Below are 21799 nucleotides of genomic sequence, written 5' to 3' on the forward strand. Positions count from 1 at the left end.
ATGATTACCTAAATTGTAAGAATGAGCGTGCCCCAGGTCAAGCCTCCACCGAAGCCTGATAAAAGAACAGTCTGGCTTCCATCTAAACGGATAAGGCCTTGTTCTACACACTCTGAAAGTAAAATCGGGATACTGGCTGCACTGGTGTTGCCATATTCCATCATATTGGCTGGAAGTTTATCTCGGTTAACACCGATTTTTCTAGCCATTTTATCCAAAATACGGTCATTAGCCTGATGAAGTAGCAGATAATCCAAGTTTGTCGCCTCTATAGGAGATTCATCAATAGTCTGCTTGATAGACTTGGCTACATCCCGAATAGCAAAATCAAAGACCGCGCGCCCATCCATCTTCAAAAATGAATCTGCATTTTCTTGATCTGAAAACGGAGAATGCAAGCCTGAATGTCCATAAGTTAGACACTCGCTACGACTCCCATCACTATTGAGACTCTCAGCCAAAAAATGCTCTTTCTCGCTAGCTTCTAGCAAGACACCACCAGCACCATCTCCAAACAAAACAGCTGTTGATCGGTCTGACCAATCGACTGCTTTAGAGAGGGTTTCACTACCAATCACCAAGCCTTTTTGAAAGCGACCAGAAGCGATAAACTTTTCAGCAGTTGAAAGAGCAAATACAAATCCACTGCAAGCTGCTGTTAGGTCAAAAGCAAAGGCCTTATTAGCACCAATATTAGCTTGAACACGAGCAGCTGTAGAGGGCATCATCGAATCTGGAGTAATGGTAGCTAGGATGATAAAATCCAACTCCCCTCCTGTGATTTCAGCTTTTGCCATCAGTTTCTTGGCAACTTCTGTAGCCAAATCACTAGTAGATTCTGTTCTTGAAATATGCCTTTGTCGTATTCCCGTCCGACTTGAAATCCACTCATCATTAGTATCCATAATCTGAGCCAAATCATGATTTGTAACCACTTGCTCTGGCACATAATGAGCAACCTGGCTTATTTTTGCAAAAGCCATTATCTCAAATCCTCCAAAAATTGATAAAGATTAGTCAAACCTTTGCTCATAACCTCCATCTCTTGCTTACTCATACCATCAATGATTTTTTCAACCATAGCCTTGTGGAAGCGTTTATGTAGCCTATGAACCAAGCGACCTTTCTTTGTCAAATGCAGATGTACCACACGTCGATCATGTTCTGAACGAATGCGTTCAATATAACCCTTACGTTCGAGATTATTCAAACTAGTCGTAACTGTCCCAAGAGTCACCATCAACTCTTTCGACACTTGACTTGGTGTCACATCTGGAACTTTTCCAATCACATCAATCGTATGCATTTCTTTGATGGAGATATCCTTGAAACGACTACCCCTCAAGCTAACTTCCTCAATAACGAGGACATTGTTAAATATAGACGTTAAATATTCATTAATTCGTTGGTAGTCCAATCTTTCCTTCCCTCCTTTTCAAAAAAACTTTTAGAATCAAAACATTTGACAAAAGAATTATATCAAAGTTCAAAGAATGGTGCAAGTATTTTTTTATTTTCCTGTAAATTTAGGTCTTCTTCTTTCCGAATGAGCCCGAACTCCTTCTTTGAAATCCTCTGTTTTGGCTAGAGATTCTTGAAGATTCAGTTCTAAAGTAGCATAATCTTGCCAATCTTTAAATTGGCTCTCCCACACCAACTTCTTGATGGCAGCATAAGAATTGTTTGAGCCACGTCTTAATTTTTTAAGAATCTGTTCTCTCGTCTTTTCAAGTTTATCAGCTTCACAGACGCGGTAAACTAGTCCCCATTCTAGAGCTTTTTCTGCGTTCAAAGCCTCACCTGTCATAGCCAATTGAGCAGCACGCGTCACACCAATACTTCGACTCAAGAGATGAATTCCTCCTGCATCCGGAGCCAAGCCAACTCCAACAAAAGCTTGGATAAATTTAGCCTTATCCGTTGCCAGACAGAAATCTGCAGCAACAGCCATATTCGCTGCGGCACCTGCAACAGCCCCATCAACCTCCATCAAGACAGGTTTAGCAATTTGCTTGATTTTATAAGAAATAGTATTGACCAATTCTGCGATTTTCGTCAATGATGGAATATCATCCTCATCGACTGCTCGCTTCATCTCAACCAAATCTCCCCCAACAGAGAAGACTTTGCCATTCGCGTTGATTAAGACAAAATGCACAGCCGGATCCTCTTCTGCCAAAATCAGAGCTTCTAAAATCTCCTCACACATAGGGATATGAAAACCATTCGCTACCTCAGGACGATTCAAGGTAAGGATTGCCAAATCCTCTTCAAGCTGATAAATAATGTGTTCCATCTGGACTCCTTTTTATTTTATAAGCAGTTTAAATTATTTTATTTCAAAAGTATATCTTTTTTAAAATCAGAAAGCAAGAAAAAATCAACTGAAAGTGTCTCAGCCGATTAGAAAGGCTCGCTTTGTCCTAGAAAGCATCTTATTTTCTTCATTGAAAAAAGGCTTTCTTTCTGCTATAATCGTATAAAATACTTACTTTAGGAGTTCTTATGAAAGTTGTTAAATTTGGAGGTAGCTCTCTTGCCTCTGCTAGTCAATTAGAAAAAGTTTTAAACATCGTCAAAAGCGATTCAGAGCGTCGTTTTGTAGTCGTTTCTGCGCCTGGTAAACGCAATGCTGAAGATACTAAGGTTACGGATGCCTTGATTAAATACTACCGCGACTATGTTGCTGGTAACGATATTAGCAAGAGCCAAAACTGGATTATCGACCGCTATGCTGCTATGGTTAGTGAACTAGGGCTAAAACCAGCTGTTTTAGAAAAAATTTCTAAAAGCATTCGTGCCTTAGCCACTCTTCCTATTGATGAAAATGAATTTCTCTACGATACTTTCCTAGCAGCCGGTGAAAATAACAATGCTAAATTGATTGCTGCCTACTTTAATCAAAATGGGATTGATGCACGCTATGTGCACCCTAGAGAAGCTGGTATTGTGGTCACAAGTGAGCCTGGTCACGCTCGCATCATTCCATCAAGTTATGACAAGATTGAAGAATTGACAAATGCAAATGAAGTCCTTGTCATTCCTGGTTTCTTTGGAGTTACTAAGGAAAATCAAATCTGTACCTTCTCACGTGGAGGATCAGACATTACAGGTTCTATCATTGCTGCAGGTGTTAAGGCAGACCTCTATGAAAACTTTACAGACGTTGATGGTATCTTTGCAGCCCACCCAGGCATTATTCACCAACCACACTCAATCCCTGAGTTGACCTACCGTGAAATGCGTGAGTTGGCTTATGCAGGATTCTCAGTCCTTCATGACGAAGCCCTTCTACCTGCCTACCGTGGAAAAATTCCTCTAGTTATCAAGAATACCAACAATCCTGACCATCCAGGTACTCGTATCGTTCTAAAACACAGTAGTGATGAATTTCCAGTTGTGGGAATTGCCGGTGATTCAGGCTTTGTCAGCATTAACATGTCGAAATACCTCATGAACCGTGAGGTTGGATTTGGTCGCAAGGTTCTGCAAATCCTTGAAGACCTCAACATCGGTTGGGAACATATGCCAACAGGTATCGACGATCTTTCAATCATCCTCCGTTCTCGCGAACTAACTCCTATCAAGGAAGAAGAAATCCTTCGTCAGTTGGTTCAAAAGGCTGAAGTAGACCATGCAGAAATCGAGCACGACCTTTCAATCATTATGATTGTTGGAGAAAAGATGAAGAGCCATATCGGAGTAACTGCTACTGCGACACGTGCTCTATCTGAAAATAAGATCAACATCCAGATGATGTCTCAAGGTTCTAGTGAAGTGTCTATTATGTTTGTTGTCCATAAGGACCAAGAGAAAGCAGCTATTAAAGCCCTATACAATGCCTTTTTCGGTGAAAGCAAGGAAGACTAAGCATGGCTCAATCACTTAACAAAACAGTGCTCCTCAATACGACAGGCACCTCCTACCTCTCTATAGCTGGGAAAGTTGGAAAATTCCTTGTCGGAGATCAGGCTTTGGAATTTTACCCCGATGTCAATGTTGAACAATTTATCCAGATTCCTTGGAGCCATATTAACCAGATTGGAGCCAATGTTACTGGTCGCAAAATCAGTCGTCACTTCGAAGTCTTTACAGACAGAGGAAAATTCCTCTTTGCCTCAAAAGACTCGGGTACCATTCTTAAAATTGCACGCGAAAAACTGGGCAATGACAAGGTCGTCAAACTTCCGACCCTGATTCAAACCATTAGTCAAAAATTTAAAAATCTATTTGCAAAAAAGTAGAAACTTTAGTATAATCATAGCAACGGATAAGTAGGTTATCTTCTTCTTTCAGAAAGTCTGCGGATGCTGCGAGCAGATAGGAGGGATAGGTGAAATTCTACCGTTAGTAACAATTGCATACACAATCAAGTGCACTCCTGTGAAGTTGGATGGAACCGTGGCCCTGCCACTCCAACGCTTTGTCAGGTGTGCTTTTTTCATAAAGGAGTTCTTATGTTAGATATCAAACGTATTCGTACAGACTTTGATGCTGTCGCAGAAAAATTGGCTACACGTGGTGTAGATGCTGCTGTCTTAAACGAGATGAAAGAAATCGATGCTAAACGTCGTGACATCTTGGTCAAGGTTGAAACTCTCAAGGCTGAACGTAACACAGTTTCAGCTGAGATTGCCCAAGCTAAGCGCAACAAGGAAAATGCAGATGACAAGATTGCTGCCATGCAAACTCTATCTGCTGAAGTCAAAGCCTTGGATGCTGAATTGGCAGAAATCGATGCTAAATTGACAGAATTTACCACTACTCTTCCAAATATTCCAGCTGATAGCGTTCCTGTTGGGGTTGACGAAGATGACAATGTGGAAGTTCGCCGTTGGGGTACTCCACGCGAGTTTGATTTCGCACCTAAAGCTCACTGGGATCTTGGCGAAGACCTTGGTATCCTTGATTGGGAACGTGGCGGTAAGGTAACGGGAGCTCGCTTCCTCTTCTATAAAGGACTCGGTGCTCGTTTGGAACGTGCCATCTACAACTTTATGTTGGATGAACATGGAAAAGAAGGCTATACTGAAGTCATCACACCTTACATGGTTAACCACGATTCAATGTTTGGTACTGGTCAATATCCAAAATTCAAGGAAGATACTTTTGAACTCAGCGACAGCAATTATGTCCTTATTCCTACAGCCGAAGTTCCTCTGACAAACTACTACCGTGATGAAATCCTTGACGGTAAAGACCTGCCAATCTACTTCACTGCTATGAGCCCATCATTCCGTTCTGAGGCTGGTTCAGCTGGCCGTGATACTCGTGGCTTGATTCGTTTGCACCAATTCCACAAGGTTGAAATGGTTAAATTTGCTAAACCAGAAGAATCTTATGAAGAATTGGAAAAAATGACAGCTAATGCTGAAAATATCCTTCAAAAACTTAACCTTCCATACCGTGTCGTTGCTCTCTCTACTGGAGATATGGGCTTCTCAGCTGCGAAGACTTACGACTTGGAAGTTTGGATTCCAGCACAAAATACCTACCGTGAAATTTCAAGCTGTTCAAACACAGAAGATTTCCAAGCCCGTCGTGCCCAAATCCGTTACCGTGATGAAGCAGATGGCAAGGTGAAATTGCTCCATACCTTGAACGGTTCTGGACTTGCAGTTGGACGTACAGTGGCTGCTATTCTTGAAAACTACCAAAATGAAGATGGTTCTGTGACCATCCCAGAAGCACTTCGTCCATACATGGGTGGAGCTGAAGTTATCAAACCATAAAAAATAAGGTTTAGCTATTTCTAGCTAGACCTTTTTTCGTAACCAATTCAGATAAGCGCCTAACACAAAGACTAAAATAATTAAGCAAATAGCGGTTTCAGCCAGTACTAAATAATCCAAAAATGGAAGTTTCAAGATTCCCTGAGCCATCTTGAGCGAGGTAGCTGTGATAATGGTCGGGAAGGTGAGGGCTGAGAAGGCTGGTTGAAAGCCTTGTTTTAAAATATTGGGCAGGCGAGTCAAAACAAAGAAAAAGAAAGTTTGAGAAGCCAAAATCATGGCAATCAAGAGCCAAGTCGGTAGGCTGGCTCCTCCAACTCGAACTAGGGAAGCCAAAAGTAGAGAGAAGGGAGCACAATAGATTCCTTCTTGTCCAAGCATGGCTAGTGGGAGTGGATGTTTCTTTAAATCGCTATAAATAAGCGGATAGAGATAGAAGGTTAGGAGAAAACCAAAACTCAAGGTCGCATAGGCAATTTCGATGATACCGACAAGAGGATAGGTCAAAGCTGCCACTGCTATCCCTACATAGAGAACCGTCCAGCTTGGAGTCGCACTGACTCTCTTTCCTGGACAGGCAAACTTGATGGTGAAACCAGCAATCAAGGCCACATCCAAGAGAAATGAAAACCACCAGAGCCCTTGCGCGACTAAAGGAAGATGAGGAAACAAGCGAAAGACATAAGTTGATAAAATCATCCCAGCCATGGGAAAGGTGGCCATCCCTGACAAGAGAGGGGGTTTGGTCAACTCTTGCTTGGTTTCTTTCCAATTAAAGAGATGAAAAATCAGAAAGTAAATCCACAAAACCAAACCTGTCAGACTAAAAAGATGTGACAGAACCGGCAACGTATCTAAAATAAGATTTCCAGCTCCTGCTAAACCTAGCAAACATCCAGAAAATACCAAGGGGAGTTTTTTCATCCTAACCTCCAATAATCATGTTAGTTTCAGTATAGCATAAAAGCGCTTAAATGAGGACTTAAAAAAACGAAGTCCGATGATTTCAGACTTCATTTTACTCAGATATGAATTAAGCATAAGGTTGCAATTCTGGATTAATTGGTGTATTGGCTAGGTTGTTGGCATAGTTACAGAGGCTTGCTAGGCTGACACCAAGAACCACATCCAAGGCATTTTGTTGGGTGTAGCCAGCTTCTAAAAACTCAGCCAAGGCTTCATCTCCTACACGACCCTTGGTATTGATTACCGCCAAGGTAAACTTAGCTAGGGTGTCCAATTTAGGATCTGTTTCAATTGGAGTACGATTGCGAAGGGCTTGCAGAAGATCATCATTCATCTGGATTTGTTTGATGGAAAAGGCTGTGTGACCTGCGACGCAGAAGGCACAACCATTGGTCACAGCTGCAGTGATCTGCACCACTTCACGCTCAACAGGCGTCAAGCTGTTGCGACGATTGATGGCTCCGACAGTACGATAAGCCTCTAAAGCAGTCGGTGCATTAGCCAAGAGACCGATTAGATTGGGAATATAGCCATTATTATCTTTTTCTACTGTTTCAAGAACTTCTTTCACTTCTGCTGGTGCTGATTCTACTGTATGGATGGTAAATGTTGTCATCATAAAACCTCTTTTCATGTTGTTGAAATCTAGTCTATCACAGATTCTATACCTTGCATAATATATATTTTAAATTGCACTGATAGAAATTTTTTATGAAAGCAAAAAATCACACGAGCTGTGTGATTTCATTATTTATTAAAATACTTTTTAGTTTCAGCAATAACGACTGGCGATAAAACTAAGAGGGCAATCAAGTTAGGCAGAGCCATCAAGGCATTGACAATATCTGCGATAATCCAAACCATATCCAACTCGATAAATCCTCCTAGCAAGACCATGAGCACAAAGACCACACGGTAGAGCCAGATAAAGCGAACCCCAAAGAGGAACTCGAAACAGCGTTCTCCATAGTAGTTCCAACCAAGAATCGTTGTAAAGGCAAAGAGCACAAGGAAGATTGTTAAGAGGGCAGGTCCAAAGTGTGAAAAGACTGTTGAGAAGGCTGACTGAGTCAAGGCAACTCCATTCAAATCACCACTCCAAACACCAGTTACCAAGATGGTTAAACCAGTCAAGGTACAGATAATGAGGGTGTCAATAAAGGTTCCTGTCATGGAAATCAATCCTTGCTCTACTGGTTCGTTTGTCTTAGCTGCAGCTGCTGCAATGGGAGCAGAACCTAGACCAGATTCGTTCGAGAAAACACCTCGCGCTACACCATTTTGAATAGCCATTCGAATGCTAGCACCGGCAAATCCACCGACCGCAGCAACAGGACTAAATGCTGATGTCAAGATTAAAGCGATTGTAGCAGGAATTTTTCCAATATTAAAGAAAATAACTGTAAGAGTTCCCAAAATATAGATGATGGCCATAAAAGGAACAACAGTAGTTGAAACCTTTGAAATGGACTTGAGTCCACCAAAGACTGCAATTGCTACAAATACAGACAACACAAGAGCTGTGATAGCTGGCGAAATAGTCGTTGTATTTTGGATAGATTCTGTAATCGAGTTAACTTGAGTGAAGGTCCCGATTCCCAATAAAGCTACTAACACACCTGCCAGGGCAAAGAAGATGGCAAGGGGACGCCACTTTTCTCCCATCCCTAGAAGAATATAGTGCATGGGACCTCCCGCCACTGCACCATGGTCGTCCTTGGTACGGTATTTGATAGCTAGTAGGCCTTCCGCATACTTGGTAGCCATCCCAAAGAAAGCCGCCATCCACATCCAAAAGAGGGCTCCTGGGCCACCGACCTTGATAGCCGTCGCCACCCCGATAATATTTCCCGTACCAACTGTCGCTGCTAGGGCTGTACATAGTGCCGCAAAACTGGATACATCGCCATGCCCCTTATCCTTGGTAAAAATAAGCTGAAAGGCCTTGGGCAACCGCAAAACCTGCAAGAGACCTAGACGGGCAGTTAGGTAAATCCCTGTTCCGACCAAGAGAATCAAGAGGGGGGGGCCCCAAGCAAAAGCATCGATTGATTTAAGCAATTCTAACATTTCCTTCTCCTATATTTTCAACCCCAAAAGAAAGAGCACATGTAAGATACATGTACTCTGGAATGCTTAGATAAATGCTAAAAAGCGGTCTATCCTAGCTCTGTCCTTTTACCTGAGAGTTTGAGCAGTTGCCTGCCTTGCCCCTTCGGTGCCTTTACGGTCTCTCCAGAGTTCCGTCCATTTACAGTCATGGAAAATCAAACGATTCCCCACTTCTATTAAACTTCATTCGGTGTTGGTATTTAATTGATTCTTATTTTACAAAAAATGTTGGCTTTTGTCAATGTGTTTATTAGTAAAAATGAGTTCAACAGTTTTTACTTTATAAAATCTAGAATACTGCTATCCTTTAAAAGTGACAATAGTCGCACCACTGCCCCCAGCATTTTGTGGGGCATAGCCAAAACTCTTGACATGTTTGTTTCTTTGCAAGTATTTGGTAACTCCTTCACGGATGACACCTGTTCCTATACCATGGATGATATCAACTTGAGCCATATTGTTAAGCAAAGCTTGGTCTATAAAGGCATCTAGCTCATTCATGGCTTCTTCATAGCGCTTGCCTCGAAGATCCAGTCTGGCTTGAGGTCCTCGACCAGAAGTTCGTTTCACAACATTGACCTGTTTCTTCTTGACTTGCTTTTCTTGCTGGGCTTGAACGAGGTCAAATTCTTTCTCTTCTAAAGTCATCTTAATCAAGCCAACTTGGGCTTCCCAGCGGCCGTCCTTGAGTTGACTGGTCAAGGTACCACGCTGACCATAGCTGAGCACCACGATATCATCTCCCACCTTTGGAGCTCGTTTTTTCTTGACTTTTTGAAGGACCTTGTTTTTAGACAAATCTACTTTTTCAGGGGCCAATTTTTTCAATTTGGCCTTGGCTTCAATGATTTCGTGGGGTTTAAGTTGAGATTTACTATGGAGATTCTTAAGAATCTGGTCACTTTCACTTAGAGCCATGTCCACAATCTCAGCAGCTTGTTCACGCGCTTTGTTAAGCTCAGTTTCCTTTTCACGATTGAGCTCGTTGTAAAGTTTTTTGAGAGCACGGTTCATCTTGAGATTTTCTTGCTCCACCTCACGGATATTGTCCAAGCGTTTGCGGCTCTCTAGCGTCTGCTCTTCCAGCTGCTCAATAATACGATTGACATCATTGTCCTGATCAACCTGCTGACTGGCATCCCCTACGATAACTTCAGATAGACCTAAACGTTTGGCAATTTCAAAGGCATTGCTTCGGCCAGGCACACCCTGCATAAAGCGATAGGTCGGGCGTAAAGTTGCAGTATCAAACTCCATGCTGGCATTTTGCACAAAGGCTGTCTCGATACCATAGGCCTTGAGTTCTGGATAGTGGGTCGTCGCCATGGTCTTGACTTGACGCAGGCGAAGGTCCTCCAGAATAGCCATGGCAAGGGCGGCTCCCTCTTGGGGGTCTGTACCAGCTCCTAACTCATCCAAGAGTAAGAGTGAATGTTGATTTACCTTGCCAAGAATATCCACAATATTGGTCATGTGGCTAGAGAAGGTAGACAAGCTCTGCTCAATAGATTGCTCATCGCCAATATCAGCAAAAATTTCTTCAAAAATACCAACACGACTTCCCTTATCAGCTAAAATCGGCAAACCTGACTGAGCCATAACCTGTGTCAAGCCTAGAGTTTTGAGCATGATGGTCTTCCCACCTGTATTGGGACCTGTAATAACAATCGCTGTTAAATCTTGACCAAAATGGACATCATTTGCAACGGCATTTTTGACCAATGGATGGCAGACATGAAGCAGTTGAATCTCTTGATTTTCTGACAGCTGAGGAACGACTGCTTGCCTTTCTTGGATAAAGCGGACCTTGGCACGAATCAAGTCCAGATGGCCGATAATCCAAGCATCATTGGCAATCTCAGCCGCATGAGGGCGGACACGTTCAGAAATTTCTTGGAGAATGCGAAGCATTTCATAGCGCTCATCTGCTCGCAAACTAGCAATTTCTTCGCTCAGTTTGACCACCTCACGGGGTTCGATATAAACGGTGTTTCCACTGGCAGAAATATCATGGACGACACCTGCAATCTTATTACGGTAGGTGTTTTTGACTGGTAAAACCTGACGGCCATTCCTGCTAGCAACAATCCCTTCTGTCAACATCTGCCCTTTTTGCTTAAGCAAATCTTGCAAGACATCGCGGACCTGACTCTCGCTATCATGGATTTTTCGACGGATTCGTGCCAATTCTTCACTGGCGAAATTTTCAATGAAACCTGCATCATTAAAGGCTTGTAGATTTCCTTGTAATTGCGGAAAATCGTGTAATTTTTCAAACCAGAGGGCTAATTCTGTCAAGCTGACATTTTCCAGATTGGCGTAAAAACTTTGCAGTTCTCTGCTAGAAAGAAGCACGCGCTTCAAGAGTAGGAACTCCTCGATATTGAGGTCCGCCCCCATCTCCAACCGCTTGCAAACTCCTGCGATTTCCTTGGTTGCAAGAATAGTAAAATGCGGTTGCTCGACGAAAAGAGCCTGCATTTCCTTCATCTCAGCAAAAGCCTGTTTTATTTTATCCGCTTTGGCAGTCGGAGCCAGCTGTCTCAATTGCTCCAAGCCCTGCTCGGTCAATAAATGGGGTTCAAACAAAGCCTTGACCTTATTGAACTCTAATGTTTCTAATATTTTCTTATTCATCTTTATTTCCTTGTCTTTGAATGTCTAGGTGTATGATACTCAATAAAAATCAAAGAGCAAACTAGTAAGCTAGCCGCAGGTTGCTAAAACAGTGTTTTGAGGTTGCAGATGGAAGCTGACGTGGTTTGAAGAGATTTTCGAAGAGTATTAGCTTTTTACATTCTGATAGATTCGAGTCAAATCTGTAAACAAAGGGCTAGGAAAATTCCTGCCCTTTTTATCCGATTAAATTTGTCACCCAGATTTGTTTGAGCCAACTGGTTGTTACTGGTATGCTCTGGATGATGTGTTTTGCGACGATACTCTTTTCAAGAGGATTTTGTATAGCTGCCATGGGAATGGTCGCTAAGATTGTCAAGGCCATCTGCAAGACAAATAAGGTCACCAACATGGACAAGATACCTGCTGAAACTTGGAACAACTTACCACCCAGTTTTTTACTAGGAAGTAAGTGCAAGAGGAGACCAAGCAAACGACCGATGCTATAGACTATCCCAAATACAAGCAAGTAGCCGATTCCTGCGTAAAAGACCTTATCCAACTGAAAGAGTTGATCCGATGGGAAAAAGAAGGTTCCCTGACCTTCCTGAGGATTTGCATAAGGGAGCAATAAATGGAACTGCTCTCCAAGCCCCTTGTAAAACTGGCCAGCCACAAAAGCCGATGCCATGGCTGAAATCAGGTAATAGACCTGTAAGAGCAGGCCTCTCCGATAGCCGATATAAAATCCCCAAGCCAAGACCAATATAAGAAAGAGTGAAATCATAAGGAATCCTCAATCTTGCTCTGTTCTTGCTTGCAAGTCACAAGCTTGTGACGGAGTTCTTCTAATTCTTGCTCCTTATCGTCAAATTCAATCTCACGACTGAGTTGAGTTGACAAACAGTTAACTGCCAACAAAAGAGCGATTGTTTCATCATCTGCACTAGGCATTTGTTCTTTAATTGCTTGGTATTTTTCTGTCGCAACCTTGGCGATTTCCTCCATAAAAAGGTTATCATGCTCGGTTGTCAAGGTTAATGATTTTTTCCCGAATGTAAATTTGAATCGATTTAGATTTGCCATAAAATTCACCTCACGATATTATACCAAAATTCGCTAATTTTGTCAGTTTTTACAAATTTGCCTGCTTTTATGGTACAATAGAAACTATGGCAAGTATAACACTCACACCAAGCGAAAAGGAGATTCAGGCTTTTCTTGAACACTATCAAACCAGTCTGGCTCCTAGCAAGAATCCCTACATCCGCTACCTTTTAAAACTACCTCAAGCCACGGTTTCTATCTATACTTCTGGAAAGGTCTTGCTTCAGGGTGAAGGAGCTGAGAAATATGCTAGTTTCTTTGGCTATCAAGTTGTAGGGCAAACCAGCGGACAAAATCTCCCTTTGATTGGGACGGATGAGGTTGGAAATGGTTCCTACTTTGGTGGACTTGCAGTTGTGGCTTCCTTTGTCACACCTGACCAGCATGACTTCTTGCGCCAACTTGGTGTGGGAGATTCTAAAACTCTGACCGACCAAAAGATCCGTCAGATTGCCCCTATCCTCAAAGAAAAAATCCAGCACCAGGCACTACTTCTCTCACCAAGCAAGTACAACGAGGTCATCGGAGACCGCTACAATGCTGTTTCGGTTAAGGTTGCCCTCCATAATCAGGCTATCTATCTCCTTCTTCAAAAAGGTGTTCAGCCTGAGAAAATTGTGATTGATGCCTTTACCAGTGCTAAAAATTATGACAAGTACTTGGCACAAGAGGCCAATCGTTTCAGCAATCCTATCAGCTTAGAAGAAAAGGCTGAGGGCAAATACTTGGCTATCGCAGTTTCTTCTATCATTGCGCGTGATCTCTTTCTGGAAAATCTTGAAAATCTGGGACGAGAACTGGGCTATCAACTTCCAAGTGGAGCTGGAACGGCCTCTGACAAGGTGGCTAGCCAGATTTTGCAAGCCTATGGTATGCAGGGACTCAGCTTCTGCGCCAAATTGCACTTTAAAAACACTGAAAAAGCGAAAAAACGCTTAGAAAGGTAAGTTATGAATTCATTTAAAAATTTCCTAAAAGAGTGGGGATTGTTCCTCCTGATTCTGTCATTACTAGCTTTAAGTCGTATCTTTTTTTGGAGTAATGTCCGCGTAGAAGGACACTCCATGGATCCTACCCTAGCGGATGGCGAAATTCTCTTTGTCGTTAAGCACCTCCCTATTGACCGTTTTGATATCGTCGTGGCCCATGAGGAAGATGGCAATAAGGACATCGTCAAGCGCGTGATCGGAATGCCTGGCGACACCATCCGTTACGAAAACGATAAACTTTACATCAATGATAAAGAGACGGACGAACCTTACCTAGCTGACTACATCAAACGTTTCAAGGATGACAAACTCCAAAGCACTTACTCAGGCAAGGGATTTGAAGGAAATAAAGGAACTTTCTTTAGAAGTATCGCTCAAAAAGCCCAAGCCTTCACAGTCGATGTCAACTACAATACCAACTTTAGCTTTACAGTTCCAGAAGGAGAATACCTTCTCCTCGGAGACGACCGCTTGGTTTCTAGCGACAGCCGCCACGTAGGTACCTTCAAAGCAAAAGATATCACAGGGGAAGCTAAATTCCGCTTCTGGCCAATCACCCGTATCGGAACATTTTAAGAGACCTAAGAGGCCGAGAATCAGCAATCTCAGCCTCTTCTTCTATCGTGAGAATATGATTATTCACTATCCAGTTTGATTAAGATAGAAACAAAGTTATACTCAATGAAAATCAAAGAGCAAACTAGGAAGCTAGCCGCAGGCTGTACTTGAGTACGGCAAGGCGAAGCTGACGTGGTTTGAATTTGATTTTCGAAGAGTATTAACTCTCACCTATTTATGCAAAGGAATCTTATGGAAGTTTATTTTTCAGGAACCATTGAACGGATTATTTTTGAAAATCCCAGCAATTTTTATCGCATCCTCCTCCTAGAAATCGAAGATACGGACGCAGAGGATTTTGATGATTTTGAAATCATTGTAACAGGAACCATGGCTGACGTAATTGAAGGCGAAGACTATACTTTTTGGGGGCAAATTGTCCAGCATTCCAAGTATGGGGAACAACTGCAAATCAGCCGTTATGAACGTGCAAAACCGACTAGCAAGGGATTGGTCAAGTACTTTTCAAGTAGCCATTTCAAAGGGATTGGTCTCAAGACAGCTCAGAAAATCGTGGATACCTATGGCGACAATACCATTGACGAAATTCTGCAACACCCCGAAAAGCTAGAAGGCATCTCAGGACTCTCTGCTAAAAATCGCGAGGCATTCGTCTCCACTCTTCGTCTCAACTACGGAACGGAGATGGTCTTGGCCAAACTAGCCAACTACGGCATCCCCAATAAACTAGCCTTTCAGATTCAAGACTTTTACAAGGAAGAAACCCTTGATGTGGTTGAAAATTATCCCTACCAACTGGTTGAGGATATCAAGGGCTTGGGCTTTACTATTGCTGACCAACTAGCTGAGGAACTAGGCATCGAAAGTCAGGCCCCTGAACGCTTCCGCGCCGGTCTAGTTCACAGTCTTTTTCAGGCCTGTATGGAAACAGGGGATACCTATGTTGAAGCACGGGATTTGCTGGAACAAACCCTCACTCTCCTTGAATCTTCCCGTCCCGTAGAACTGGACCCCAGCCAAGTAGCTCAAGAACTCTCCTACTTGATCGAAGAAGACAAGGTTCAGCAGATTGATACCAAAATCTTTGATAATAGTCTCTTTTTTGCTGAGGAAGGGATCCGCAGTCACTTGGTTCGTATCCTTGAAAAAGGAAAACAGAAGAGCCAAGATTTAGAAACTATTCAAAAACATATCACTACTGTCGAGCAAGAACTAGGGATTGAGTATGATAGAATTCAAAAACAAGCTATCTGCGACGCTATCCAGAACAAGGTCTTTATCCTGACAGGTGGGCCTGGCACTGGTAAGACAACTGTTATCAATGGAATCATCGCTGTATATGCACTTTTAGAAGGACTTGACCTCAGAAAAAAAAGTAACCTGCCGATTCTTCTGGCTGCTCCAACTGGACGAGCAGCTCGACGCATGAACGAATTAACAGGCTTGCCTAGCGCGACCATACACCGCCACTTAGGAATGACAGGCGACGATGATACCAGTCATTTGGAAGATTATCTGGATGCTGATTTTATCATCGTGGATGAATTCTCCATGGTGGATACTTGGCTGGCTAATCAACTCTTCTCCAACATCTCTTCTAACAGTAAAATCCTCATCGTGGGCGATAGCGATCAGCTACCGTCTGTCAGCCCTGGACAGGTTCTAGCGGATCTACTTCATATTCCCTTGATTCCTCAGACTCGCTTGGAAAAAATTTACCGACAAAGTGAAGAATCAACTATCGTTACCCTAGCTAGCCAGATTCGACAGGGTATCCTGCCAGCTGACTTTACCCAGAAAAAAGCAGACCGTTCCTACTTTGAAATTGCTAGTGGTCATATTCCTGCCACCATTGAGAAAATCTTAGGCGCTGCCCTCAGAAGCGGTATCCCTGCCCGTGATATCCAAGTTCTGGCTCCCATGTACCGAGGGACGGCAGGGATCGATGCCATCAATCAGCTTATGCAAGGCCTCCTTAACCCACCACAAAAAGACCAACTTAGTTTTGAAGCTCCCCAGTGCCACTATCGTAAGGGTGACAAAGTCATTCACTTGGTCAATGATGCTGAAATCAATGTCTTTAATGGAGATTTGGGAGCTATCACAGATCTGATCCCTGGTAAATACACCGAGTCAAAACAGGATGAAATTGTCATTGATTTTGATGGGAATGAAGTCTCTTACCCACGTAACGAATGGTACAAGATTCGCTTGGCCTATGCCATGAGTATTCATAAATCTCAGGGAAGTGAGTTCCCTGTTGTCATCCTGCCTATCACCAGTGCTAGCAGACGTATGCTAGAGCGTAATCTCATCTACACAGCCATTACACGCGCCAAAAGCAAGCTTATCTTACTAGGCGAATTACAGGCCTTCGACTATGCTACCCAGCACATCGGAACTGCCCGAAAAACCTATCTGATTGAACGTTTCAGTGATCTATTGGAAAATGTCGAAGATAATAAACCTGCTGTCTCTGAAACTGCCACATCAAGTGACTCTGATCAATCCTACATCCTAACAGAAGAAAACTGGGACAGCATCCCCGCCATGATTGGGATTACTGACGCAGACCTCAAAGAGATTTTTGGAAAATAGTGCATCAGAAAACCCACCTAGGCAGGTGGGATTTTTGTTTATTAAGATTATTTAACTGTTGCTGTGCTTGTGATCAATTCAACAGCTTTTTTGATTGTGATATCGTGTTTCAACATATCAGCTGAAAGCAAGCTTTGTACTTGAGCAACTTCCATGTTGTAGTCTGTTGCCAATTGCTCAACTTCTTTTTGGATTTCTTCTTCTGAAGCGTCAAATCCTTCAGCTTTAGCAACTGCTTCGATAACAAGGTTAGTCTTAGTACGTGACTCAGCTTCTCCCTCGTATTGTTTGTGAAGATCTTCTTGAGTAGTTCCAGTGATTTGGAAGTACATGTCAGGGTTGATACCTTGACGTTGCAAGTTTCCAAGGAATTCATTTACTGAACGGTGAACTTCTTCGTGAATCATTTCTTCTGGAAGTTCTACGATTTCAGCGTTTTCTACAGCTTTATCAATTGCTGCACCTTCAACTGCATCTTTGTATGCTTCTTCTTTAGTAGCAGCCAATTCGTTGCGGTATTTTTCTTTCAATTCAGCAAGTGTTTCAACTTCTTCATCGATGTCTTTTGCAAGCTCATCGTCAAGAGCTGGAACTTCTTTAGCTTTTACTTCGTGGATAGTTGTCACGAATTTAGCTTCTTTACCTGCAAGGTCTTCTGCTTGGTAGTCTTCTGGGAATGTTACGATAACATCAACAGTTTCACCAGCTGAGTGACCTACCAATTGGTCTTCGAAACCAGGGATGAATTGACCTGAACCAAGTCCAAGTGAGAAGTTTTCACCTTTTCCGCCATCAAATTCAACACCATCGATAGAACCAACGAAGTCGATGACAACAGTGTCGCCGTTTTCAGCAGCAGCTTCTTTGATAACCAATTCAGCCAAGTTGTTGCGTTCGCGTTCGATACGCTCTTCAACGTCAGCGTCAGTTACTTCTTTTTCAACATCTACTGATACTTCAAGGTTTTTATAGTCACCCAATTTTACTTCAGGTTTTGTAACGACTTCAGCAGTGATAACCCAGTCTTGACCTTTTTCCATTGAAGTTACGTCAATTTTTGGTTGAGCAACCACTTCAAGACCAGCTTCTTTTACAGCTGCTTCATAAGCATTTGGCAAAAGAGCGTTCATAACGTCTTGGTAAAGTGACTCTTCACCAAATTTTTTGTCGAAGATAGGACGTGGAAGGTGACCTTTACGGAAACCTGGAACATTAAGAGATTTCTTCACTGAGTTGAAGACACGATCCAATTCTGGTTTGATTTGGTCTTGAGAGATAGTGAAAGTCAAGACACCACGGTTTGTTTCTTTGTTTTCAAATGATACAGACATTCTGTCATTTCTCCTTAAAATTTTTTAAATACAGTCTATTATAACATAAATGGGCGACTTTTTTCAAGTAATGAATGCGCTTTTCAATCCTGCTGGAAGTATGGTTTCTTCTTAATTTTCTTTAGAATTCAAATATAATCTTATAAAAGGTATTCAGTAGTGGCTGATTACAGTTAAAAAACGAATCGCCCACACATCCCTCATTAGGCGATTCGTTTTGTATTATTTAACCACAAGAACCTTGTAATATTCATACTTATTTGGCTGTGTAATCTTAATTTTTTGACCATAGAAACCATCGATTTCTTTGTCAAAATAATCTGAAAATCTTGATGGCAAGCGTTTCATCTTAAGAACCTCACCAGATTGGTCTGCATATACAAGGAAATGATAGTGGGTTGTAGACATACCGTCATCAATCAATACAAAGTAACCTGTTTTAAGCTTACCTTGTCCATTATCTAAATGGTATAGTTTATTGTTATTGATTGTGAAGTTAGTAGATGGAAGTCTAAGTCGTACACCTGGGTCTTCTAGATAAAGATCATTGCCAACTTTTTTGATTTCTGATCTAGTTGTCATCTCTGGAAGTGGTGTCACTCTACGACCATCTGCTCCAAAATAATATCGACCTGGTAGATTTTGGAAATTTCGAATAACAGCTTTAGGATCAATTTCTTGTCCTTCTTCTTTATTATCCACTAAAGCCAACATCGTATTGGAAACTTGATCCCCATATTTGTCGGAAAACTTCTTGAACTCAGGTTTGATATACCAAGTGTTTTTATCCACGATAACATCAGTAAAGTTATTTCCGTCAAATTTTGCTGTAATCAGATATTCATATCCATCACCTAAACGAACAATGTCACCATTTTTATAAGGGCTATTTCGTAAAGTGAACATATGGCCATCCTTGCCGAGAATATAGCCTGTCCCATCACTAGAATTTACAACTCTATCAGAGGCCATTGCACCTGATTGTTCAAAATAATACCAATTACCACCTATGAACACCCAACCTGTCATCATAGAACCACTAAAATGAAGATAGTACCATGTGTTGCCTTCTTTGTACCAGCCAGTACGCATAGCGCCACTATTAGCTAATGAGTACCAGGTGTTACCTTCCTTATACCAGCCAGTGCGCATGGCACCACTATTTGCGAGTGAGTACCAGGTATTGCCTTCCTTGTACCAGCCAGTACGCATAGCGCCACTATCTGCTAGTGAATACCATGTATTGCCTTCTTTGAGCCAACCTGTCTGCATTTTACCAGTGCTGTCAAAATGATACCATGAGCCAGCATTTTGTACCCATTTGTTTTTAGCGAGACTGCCATCTTGAGAAAGATTCCAGTCAGCACCATTTTTAACCCAAGTATCTGCAGCCTGTGCTTGGTTGATAGATAAAAGCAGACCAGCACCTATAAGCAAACCAAGAGTGAATAGTTTAGATTTTTTCATAGTTATTTCCTCCTGTTCTATAGTGAAATGAACATGACTTCCTAGTAAACAAAACTGTTCGCTTTTTTCTTTTTACTATGTCAGATAGTTTATTTCACAACAGAAACATTTCCTGTTGAACTGTCATATCTAACAGTTTCTCCATAAAAACCGGAAATTCCTTTTTCAATATAATCACGGAAATCATTAGGCAAAACTTTCATCTTCACGATTTCACCAGATTCATCTGCATAGCCCAAAATATGGTGATCTTTAGATAATAATCCGTCCATAAACATTGTAAAATATCCAGTTACAAGTTTACCATTATCATCATTGGCACCTCTTAGATAAAGTTTATTGTCATTAATTGTCAATCCAGATGAATCTAGACTAATAACTGGACTTGAGTTTTTAAGATAAAGTTCAGACCCAACTTTTTGAATAGGGAAGTGAGTAGTGAATTCTGGTAGATTCGCAACCTTACGTCCATCTGCTCCAAAGTAATACTTATTTGGTAAGTTTTGGAAATTCTTTATGACAGCTTTAGGATCAATTTCTTCCCCTGGTTTTTTATTATCAGTAATGGCATCTAAAGTATTTCGTTTTATATCGCCAATCTTTTGATAAGAAAAACGTTCAACAATAGGTTTGATATACCAGGCATTCTTTTCGATAACAACTCCATCTTTCTTATGAACAAGGTGATAGTCATAACCATCAGACAAAGTAACGATATCTGTAATAACTGTATCATCAAAAGGATCTTGTTCAACCTGACTAGGGAGTTTGGTTAACATATAACCATCCTTACCAATGACATAACTTTCCCCATCGCTTGCTGGAACAGCTCTATCTGCTACCATAGCACCTGATTTTTCAAAGTAAGACCATTGACCATTTGCAGTTGCCCATCCTGTTGCCATAGCGCCACTGCCTTTGAGGTAGTACCAAGTAGACCCTTCTTTGTACCAACCAGTACGCATAGCCCCACTATTTGCGAGTGAGTACCATGTATTGCCTTCCTTGTACCAGCCAGTACGCATAGCCCCACTGTCTGCGAGCGAATACCATGTATTGACTTCCTTGTACCAGCCTGTCTGCATTTTACCAGAACCGTCAAAGTGGTACCAAGAGCCAGCATTTTGCACCCATTTGTTTTTAGCTAGACTGCCATCTTGAGAAAGATTCCAGTCAGAACCATTTTTTACCCATGTATCTGCAGCCTGTGCTTGGTTGATAGATAAAAGTAGGCCAGCACCTGCAAGCAAACCAAGTGTAAGTAGTTTAGATTTTTTCATAGCCGTTTCCTCCAATTAGTAACAAATTATTTATGACATTTAAATTTTATTGTTACCAAACTCGTCTAGCTCCGTCAATAGATCCAATGTATTCATTGTTAGTTATGTTTACAAATTTTCTTACATAATTTGCGTGAACCACTTGGTTACCGCCAATATTAATTCCCACATGTTCAAGATTATTAAAGAAAATTAAATCTCCAGGTTTTTCATTACCAGTTACATCAATTCCTTGCTTAAATTGAGATCTAGTATCAGTTCCTAAGTAAATGTCAAAGTTTTTATATATGGCATGTGTAAATCCTGAGCAATCTACACCCTTATTCAAGTCTGCCCAACCCCCAACATATGGGATTTTATCTACAAATGTCTCTGCATACTCAGCAATTGCCTGACCTTTATTTTCTACGCAAACACCGTTAGATCTGAAGAAATAAGGTTTCCCATTAACTCTATTATAATCAGTTAGCATGGAACCGTCATTTGAAAGATAGTACCAATTACCATCTGGGTTAATCCACTCATTTGATTTCATCCAACCTTGATCATCAAAATAATACCATTTCTTATCTAAGAATTCCCAATGTTTAGCATACCCACCTGAAGTATATTTGAACCACCAGCGACCATCTGTTATCATCCAGGTTCCTTTATCATCTCTATTTTGATTAAATGCTATTTTTTCTTGATCGCCTTCTACTTGCGTTAATTCTCTAGGAGAAAATCCTACCAACTTAACTTGTTCTGCATCTTCAACCTTAATTTTACCTTCTTTAACAAGTTGATCAATTGCTTCTTTCTCGCTTGTATACTGTGAAGTTGTTTGTGATGTAGTCACTTTAGTGGTAGACGTTGTAGTTTCTGCATTAACTACATAAGTAGTTGATAACAAAGCTCCTGAAGTAAGTAATAAAGCTGCATAAGTAATATATTTTTTCATGACAAAAATCCTTTCTTCAAAATTCCTTAACGCTCTAGTGACCTTATTTTGATAATTTACGGAGACATGATTCTAACCTCCT

The 21799-nt window shown here is 41.6% G+C and carries 19 protein-coding genes and 1 riboswitch; of the genes, 6 read left to right on the forward strand and 13 right to left on the reverse strand.

What is annotated here, in order from left to right; all coding sequences use genetic code 11:
- Nucleotides 1–8: 8 nt before the first annotated feature.
- From MK480_RS08405 to MK480_RS08415, 3 genes are all read right to left on the reverse strand, one after another.
- Entirely contained in the window at nucleotides 9–983 is a 975-nt protein-coding gene (locus MK480_RS08405; protein ID WP_049500270.1) for a beta-ketoacyl-ACP synthase III, read from the reverse strand.
- Nucleotides 983–1417, reverse strand: a complete 435-nt coding sequence (gene fabT, locus MK480_RS08410) for a fatty acid biosynthesis transcriptional regulator FabT (protein WP_000386356.1) — start codon at nucleotides 1415–1417, stop codon at nucleotides 983–985. The genes MK480_RS08405 and fabT overlap by 1 nt, the downstream gene beginning before the upstream one ends.
- Before the next feature lie 93 nt (nucleotides 1418–1510).
- Nucleotides 1511–2296 (reverse strand): enoyl-CoA hydratase, encoded by a 786-nt coding sequence (locus MK480_RS08415; protein ID WP_153199182.1) that lies wholly within the window; start codon nucleotides 2294–2296, stop codon nucleotides 1511–1513.
- Between the two features lie 209 nt (nucleotides 2297–2505).
- Between MK480_RS08415 and MK480_RS08420 the strand changes: the two genes are divergently transcribed.
- The 3 genes from MK480_RS08420 to serS all read left to right on the forward strand — a co-directional run bounded on the left by MK480_RS08420 (nucleotide 2506) and on the right by serS (nucleotide 5732).
- The gene (locus MK480_RS08420; RefSeq protein WP_000869661.1) at nucleotides 2506–3870 is read left to right on the forward strand and encodes an aspartate kinase; all 1365 of its coding nucleotides are present in this window, start codon (nucleotides 2506–2508) and stop codon (nucleotides 3868–3870) included.
- A gap of 2 nt (nucleotides 3871–3872) precedes the next feature.
- A complete protein-coding gene (locus MK480_RS08425) occupies nucleotides 3873–4244 on the forward strand; it encodes a DUF956 family protein (RefSeq protein ID WP_023946563.1) in 372 nt (123 codons plus the stop codon).
- Between the two features lie 213 nt (nucleotides 4245–4457).
- Nucleotides 4458–5732, forward strand: coding sequence for a serine--tRNA ligase (gene serS / locus MK480_RS08430; RefSeq protein WP_084928842.1), 1275 nt, complete (start codon nucleotides 4458–4460; stop codon nucleotides 5730–5732).
- A 24-nt stretch (nucleotides 5733–5756) separates the two neighbouring features.
- Here the strand turns inward: serS and MK480_RS08435 are convergent, their stop codons facing one another.
- The 6 genes from MK480_RS08435 to zapA form a co-directional block, all read right to left on the reverse strand.
- Nucleotides 5757–6656: a TDT family transporter gene (locus MK480_RS08435; protein ID WP_084886595.1), complete on the reverse strand. Its 900-nt coding sequence runs from the start codon at nucleotides 6654–6656 to the stop codon at nucleotides 5757–5759.
- A 109-nt stretch (nucleotides 6657–6765) separates the two neighbouring features.
- The gene (locus MK480_RS08440; protein WP_000206768.1) at nucleotides 6766–7314 is read right to left on the reverse strand and encodes a carboxymuconolactone decarboxylase family protein; all 549 of its coding nucleotides are present in this window, start codon (nucleotides 7312–7314) and stop codon (nucleotides 6766–6768) included.
- 131 nt (nucleotides 7315–7445) lie between these two features.
- Nucleotides 7446–8768: an alanine/glycine:cation symporter family protein gene (locus tag MK480_RS08445; RefSeq protein ID WP_000891462.1), complete on the reverse strand. Its 1323-nt coding sequence runs from the start codon at nucleotides 8766–8768 to the stop codon at nucleotides 7446–7448.
- Nucleotides 8769–8858: 90 nt separating this feature from the next.
- Nucleotides 8859–8947, reverse strand: a riboswitch (glycine riboswitch).
- Nucleotides 8948–9110: 163 nt separating this feature from the next.
- Nucleotides 9111–11447 (reverse strand): endonuclease MutS2, encoded by a 2337-nt coding sequence (locus tag MK480_RS08450; protein ID WP_049516218.1) that lies wholly within the window; start codon nucleotides 11445–11447, stop codon nucleotides 9111–9113.
- Nucleotides 11448–11664: 217 nt separating this feature from the next.
- On the reverse strand, nucleotides 11665–12213 hold the full coding sequence (locus tag MK480_RS08455; RefSeq protein WP_153199186.1) for a CvpA family protein: 549 nt from the start codon (nucleotides 12211–12213) through the stop codon (nucleotides 11665–11667).
- A complete protein-coding gene (gene zapA, locus MK480_RS08460; RefSeq protein ID WP_000002022.1) occupies nucleotides 12210–12512 on the reverse strand; it encodes a cell division protein ZapA in 303 nt (100 codons plus the stop codon). Before zapA ends, MK480_RS08455 begins: the two co-directional genes overlap by 4 nt.
- 86 nt (nucleotides 12513–12598) lie before the next feature.
- Here zapA and rnhC point away from each other — a divergent pair, with 86 nt between their 5' ends.
- From rnhC to recD2, 3 genes are all read left to right on the forward strand, one after another.
- Nucleotides 12599–13480, forward strand: a complete 882-nt coding sequence (gene rnhC, locus MK480_RS08465; RefSeq protein ID WP_268707516.1) for a ribonuclease HIII — start codon at nucleotides 12599–12601, stop codon at nucleotides 13478–13480.
- A gap of 3 nt (nucleotides 13481–13483) precedes the next feature.
- On the forward strand, nucleotides 13484–14098 hold the full coding sequence (gene lepB, locus MK480_RS08470) for a signal peptidase I (RefSeq protein ID WP_001083986.1): 615 nt from the start codon (nucleotides 13484–13486) through the stop codon (nucleotides 14096–14098).
- 234 nt (nucleotides 14099–14332) lie between these two features.
- Nucleotides 14333–16699, forward strand: a complete 2367-nt coding sequence (gene recD2 / locus MK480_RS08475) for an SF1B family DNA helicase RecD2 (RefSeq protein ID WP_268707517.1) — start codon at nucleotides 14333–14335, stop codon at nucleotides 16697–16699.
- 47 nt (nucleotides 16700–16746) lie between these two features.
- Here recD2 and tig read toward each other — a convergent pair whose 3' ends face one another.
- The 4 genes from tig to MK480_RS08495 all read right to left on the reverse strand — a co-directional run bounded on the left by tig (nucleotide 16747) and on the right by MK480_RS08495 (nucleotide 21717).
- Nucleotides 16747–18030: a trigger factor gene (tig, locus tag MK480_RS08480; RefSeq protein ID WP_268707518.1), complete on the reverse strand. Its 1284-nt coding sequence runs from the start codon at nucleotides 18028–18030 to the stop codon at nucleotides 16747–16749.
- Between the two features lie 222 nt (nucleotides 18031–18252).
- Complete coding sequence (locus MK480_RS08485) at nucleotides 18253–19497, reverse strand: N-acetylmuramoyl-L-alanine amidase family protein (protein WP_268707519.1); 1245 nt, start codon at nucleotides 19495–19497, stop codon at nucleotides 18253–18255.
- Nucleotides 19498–19586: 89 nt separating this feature from the next.
- Complete coding sequence (locus MK480_RS08490; RefSeq protein ID WP_268707520.1) at nucleotides 19587–20777, reverse strand: N-acetylmuramoyl-L-alanine amidase family protein; 1191 nt, start codon at nucleotides 20775–20777, stop codon at nucleotides 19587–19589.
- A 52-nt stretch (nucleotides 20778–20829) separates the two neighbouring features.
- Complete coding sequence (locus tag MK480_RS08495) at nucleotides 20830–21717, reverse strand: C40 family peptidase (protein ID WP_060627601.1); 888 nt, start codon at nucleotides 21715–21717, stop codon at nucleotides 20830–20832.
- Nucleotides 21718–21799: the final 82 nt, after the last annotated feature.

It is taken from the genome of Streptococcus mitis, from assembly GCF_026782895.1.
Classification (GTDB): Bacteria; Bacillota; Bacilli; order Lactobacillales; family Streptococcaceae; genus Streptococcus; species Streptococcus mitis_CB.

What these genes read in the sequence shown, in the direction of transcription:
- MK480_RS08495 (WP_060627601.1), bottom strand. Translation starts at nt 21,717, where the DNA reads ATGAAAAAATATATTACTTATGCAGCTTTATTACTTACTTCAGGAGCT.
- MK480_RS08490 (WP_268707520.1), bottom strand. Translation starts at nt 20,777, where the DNA reads ATGAAAAAATCTAAACTACTTACACTTGGTTTGCTTGCAGGTGCTGGC.
- rnhC (WP_268707516.1), top strand. Translation starts at nt 12,599, where the DNA reads ATGGCAAGTATAACACTCACACCAAGCGAAAAGGAGATTCAGGCTTTT.
- MK480_RS08435 (WP_084886595.1), bottom strand. Translation starts at nt 6,656, where the DNA reads ATGAAAAAACTCCCCTTGGTATTTTCTGGATGTTTGCTAGGTTTAGCA.
- MK480_RS08440 (WP_000206768.1), bottom strand. Translation starts at nt 7,314, where the DNA reads ATGACAACATTTACCATCCATACAGTAGAATCAGCACCAGCAGAAGTG.
- tig (WP_268707518.1), bottom strand. Translation starts at nt 18,030, where the DNA reads ATGTCTGTATCATTTGAAAACAAAGAAACAAACCGTGGTGTCTTGACT.
- MK480_RS08420 (WP_000869661.1), top strand. Translation starts at nt 2,506, where the DNA reads ATGAAAGTTGTTAAATTTGGAGGTAGCTCTCTTGCCTCTGCTAGTCAA.
- MK480_RS08445 (WP_000891462.1), bottom strand. Translation starts at nt 8,768, where the DNA reads ATGTTAGAATTGCTTAAATCAATCGATGCTTTTGCTTGGGGCCCCCCC.
- MK480_RS08455 (WP_153199186.1), bottom strand. Translation starts at nt 12,213, where the DNA reads ATGATTTCACTCTTTCTTATATTGGTCTTGGCTTGGGGATTTTATATC.
- recD2 (WP_268707517.1), top strand. Translation starts at nt 14,333, where the DNA reads ATGGAAGTTTATTTTTCAGGAACCATTGAACGGATTATTTTTGAAAAT.
- MK480_RS08405 (WP_049500270.1), bottom strand. Translation starts at nt 983, where the DNA reads ATGGCTTTTGCAAAAATAAGCCAGGTTGCTCATTATGTGCCAGAGCAA.
- MK480_RS08485 (WP_268707519.1), bottom strand. Translation starts at nt 19,497, where the DNA reads ATGAAAAAATCTAAACTATTCACTCTTGGTTTGCTTATAGGTGCTGGT.
- lepB (WP_001083986.1), top strand. Translation starts at nt 13,484, where the DNA reads ATGAATTCATTTAAAAATTTCCTAAAAGAGTGGGGATTGTTCCTCCTG.
- MK480_RS08450 (WP_049516218.1), bottom strand. Translation starts at nt 11,447, where the DNA reads ATGAATAAGAAAATATTAGAAACATTAGAGTTCAATAAGGTCAAGGCT.
- serS (WP_084928842.1), top strand. Translation starts at nt 4,458, where the DNA reads ATGTTAGATATCAAACGTATTCGTACAGACTTTGATGCTGTCGCAGAA.
- zapA (WP_000002022.1), bottom strand. Translation starts at nt 12,512, where the DNA reads ATGGCAAATCTAAATCGATTCAAATTTACATTCGGGAAAAAATCATTA.
- MK480_RS08425 (WP_023946563.1), top strand. Translation starts at nt 3,873, where the DNA reads ATGGCTCAATCACTTAACAAAACAGTGCTCCTCAATACGACAGGCACC.
- MK480_RS08415 (WP_153199182.1), bottom strand. Translation starts at nt 2,296, where the DNA reads ATGGAACACATTATTTATCAGCTTGAAGAGGATTTGGCAATCCTTACC.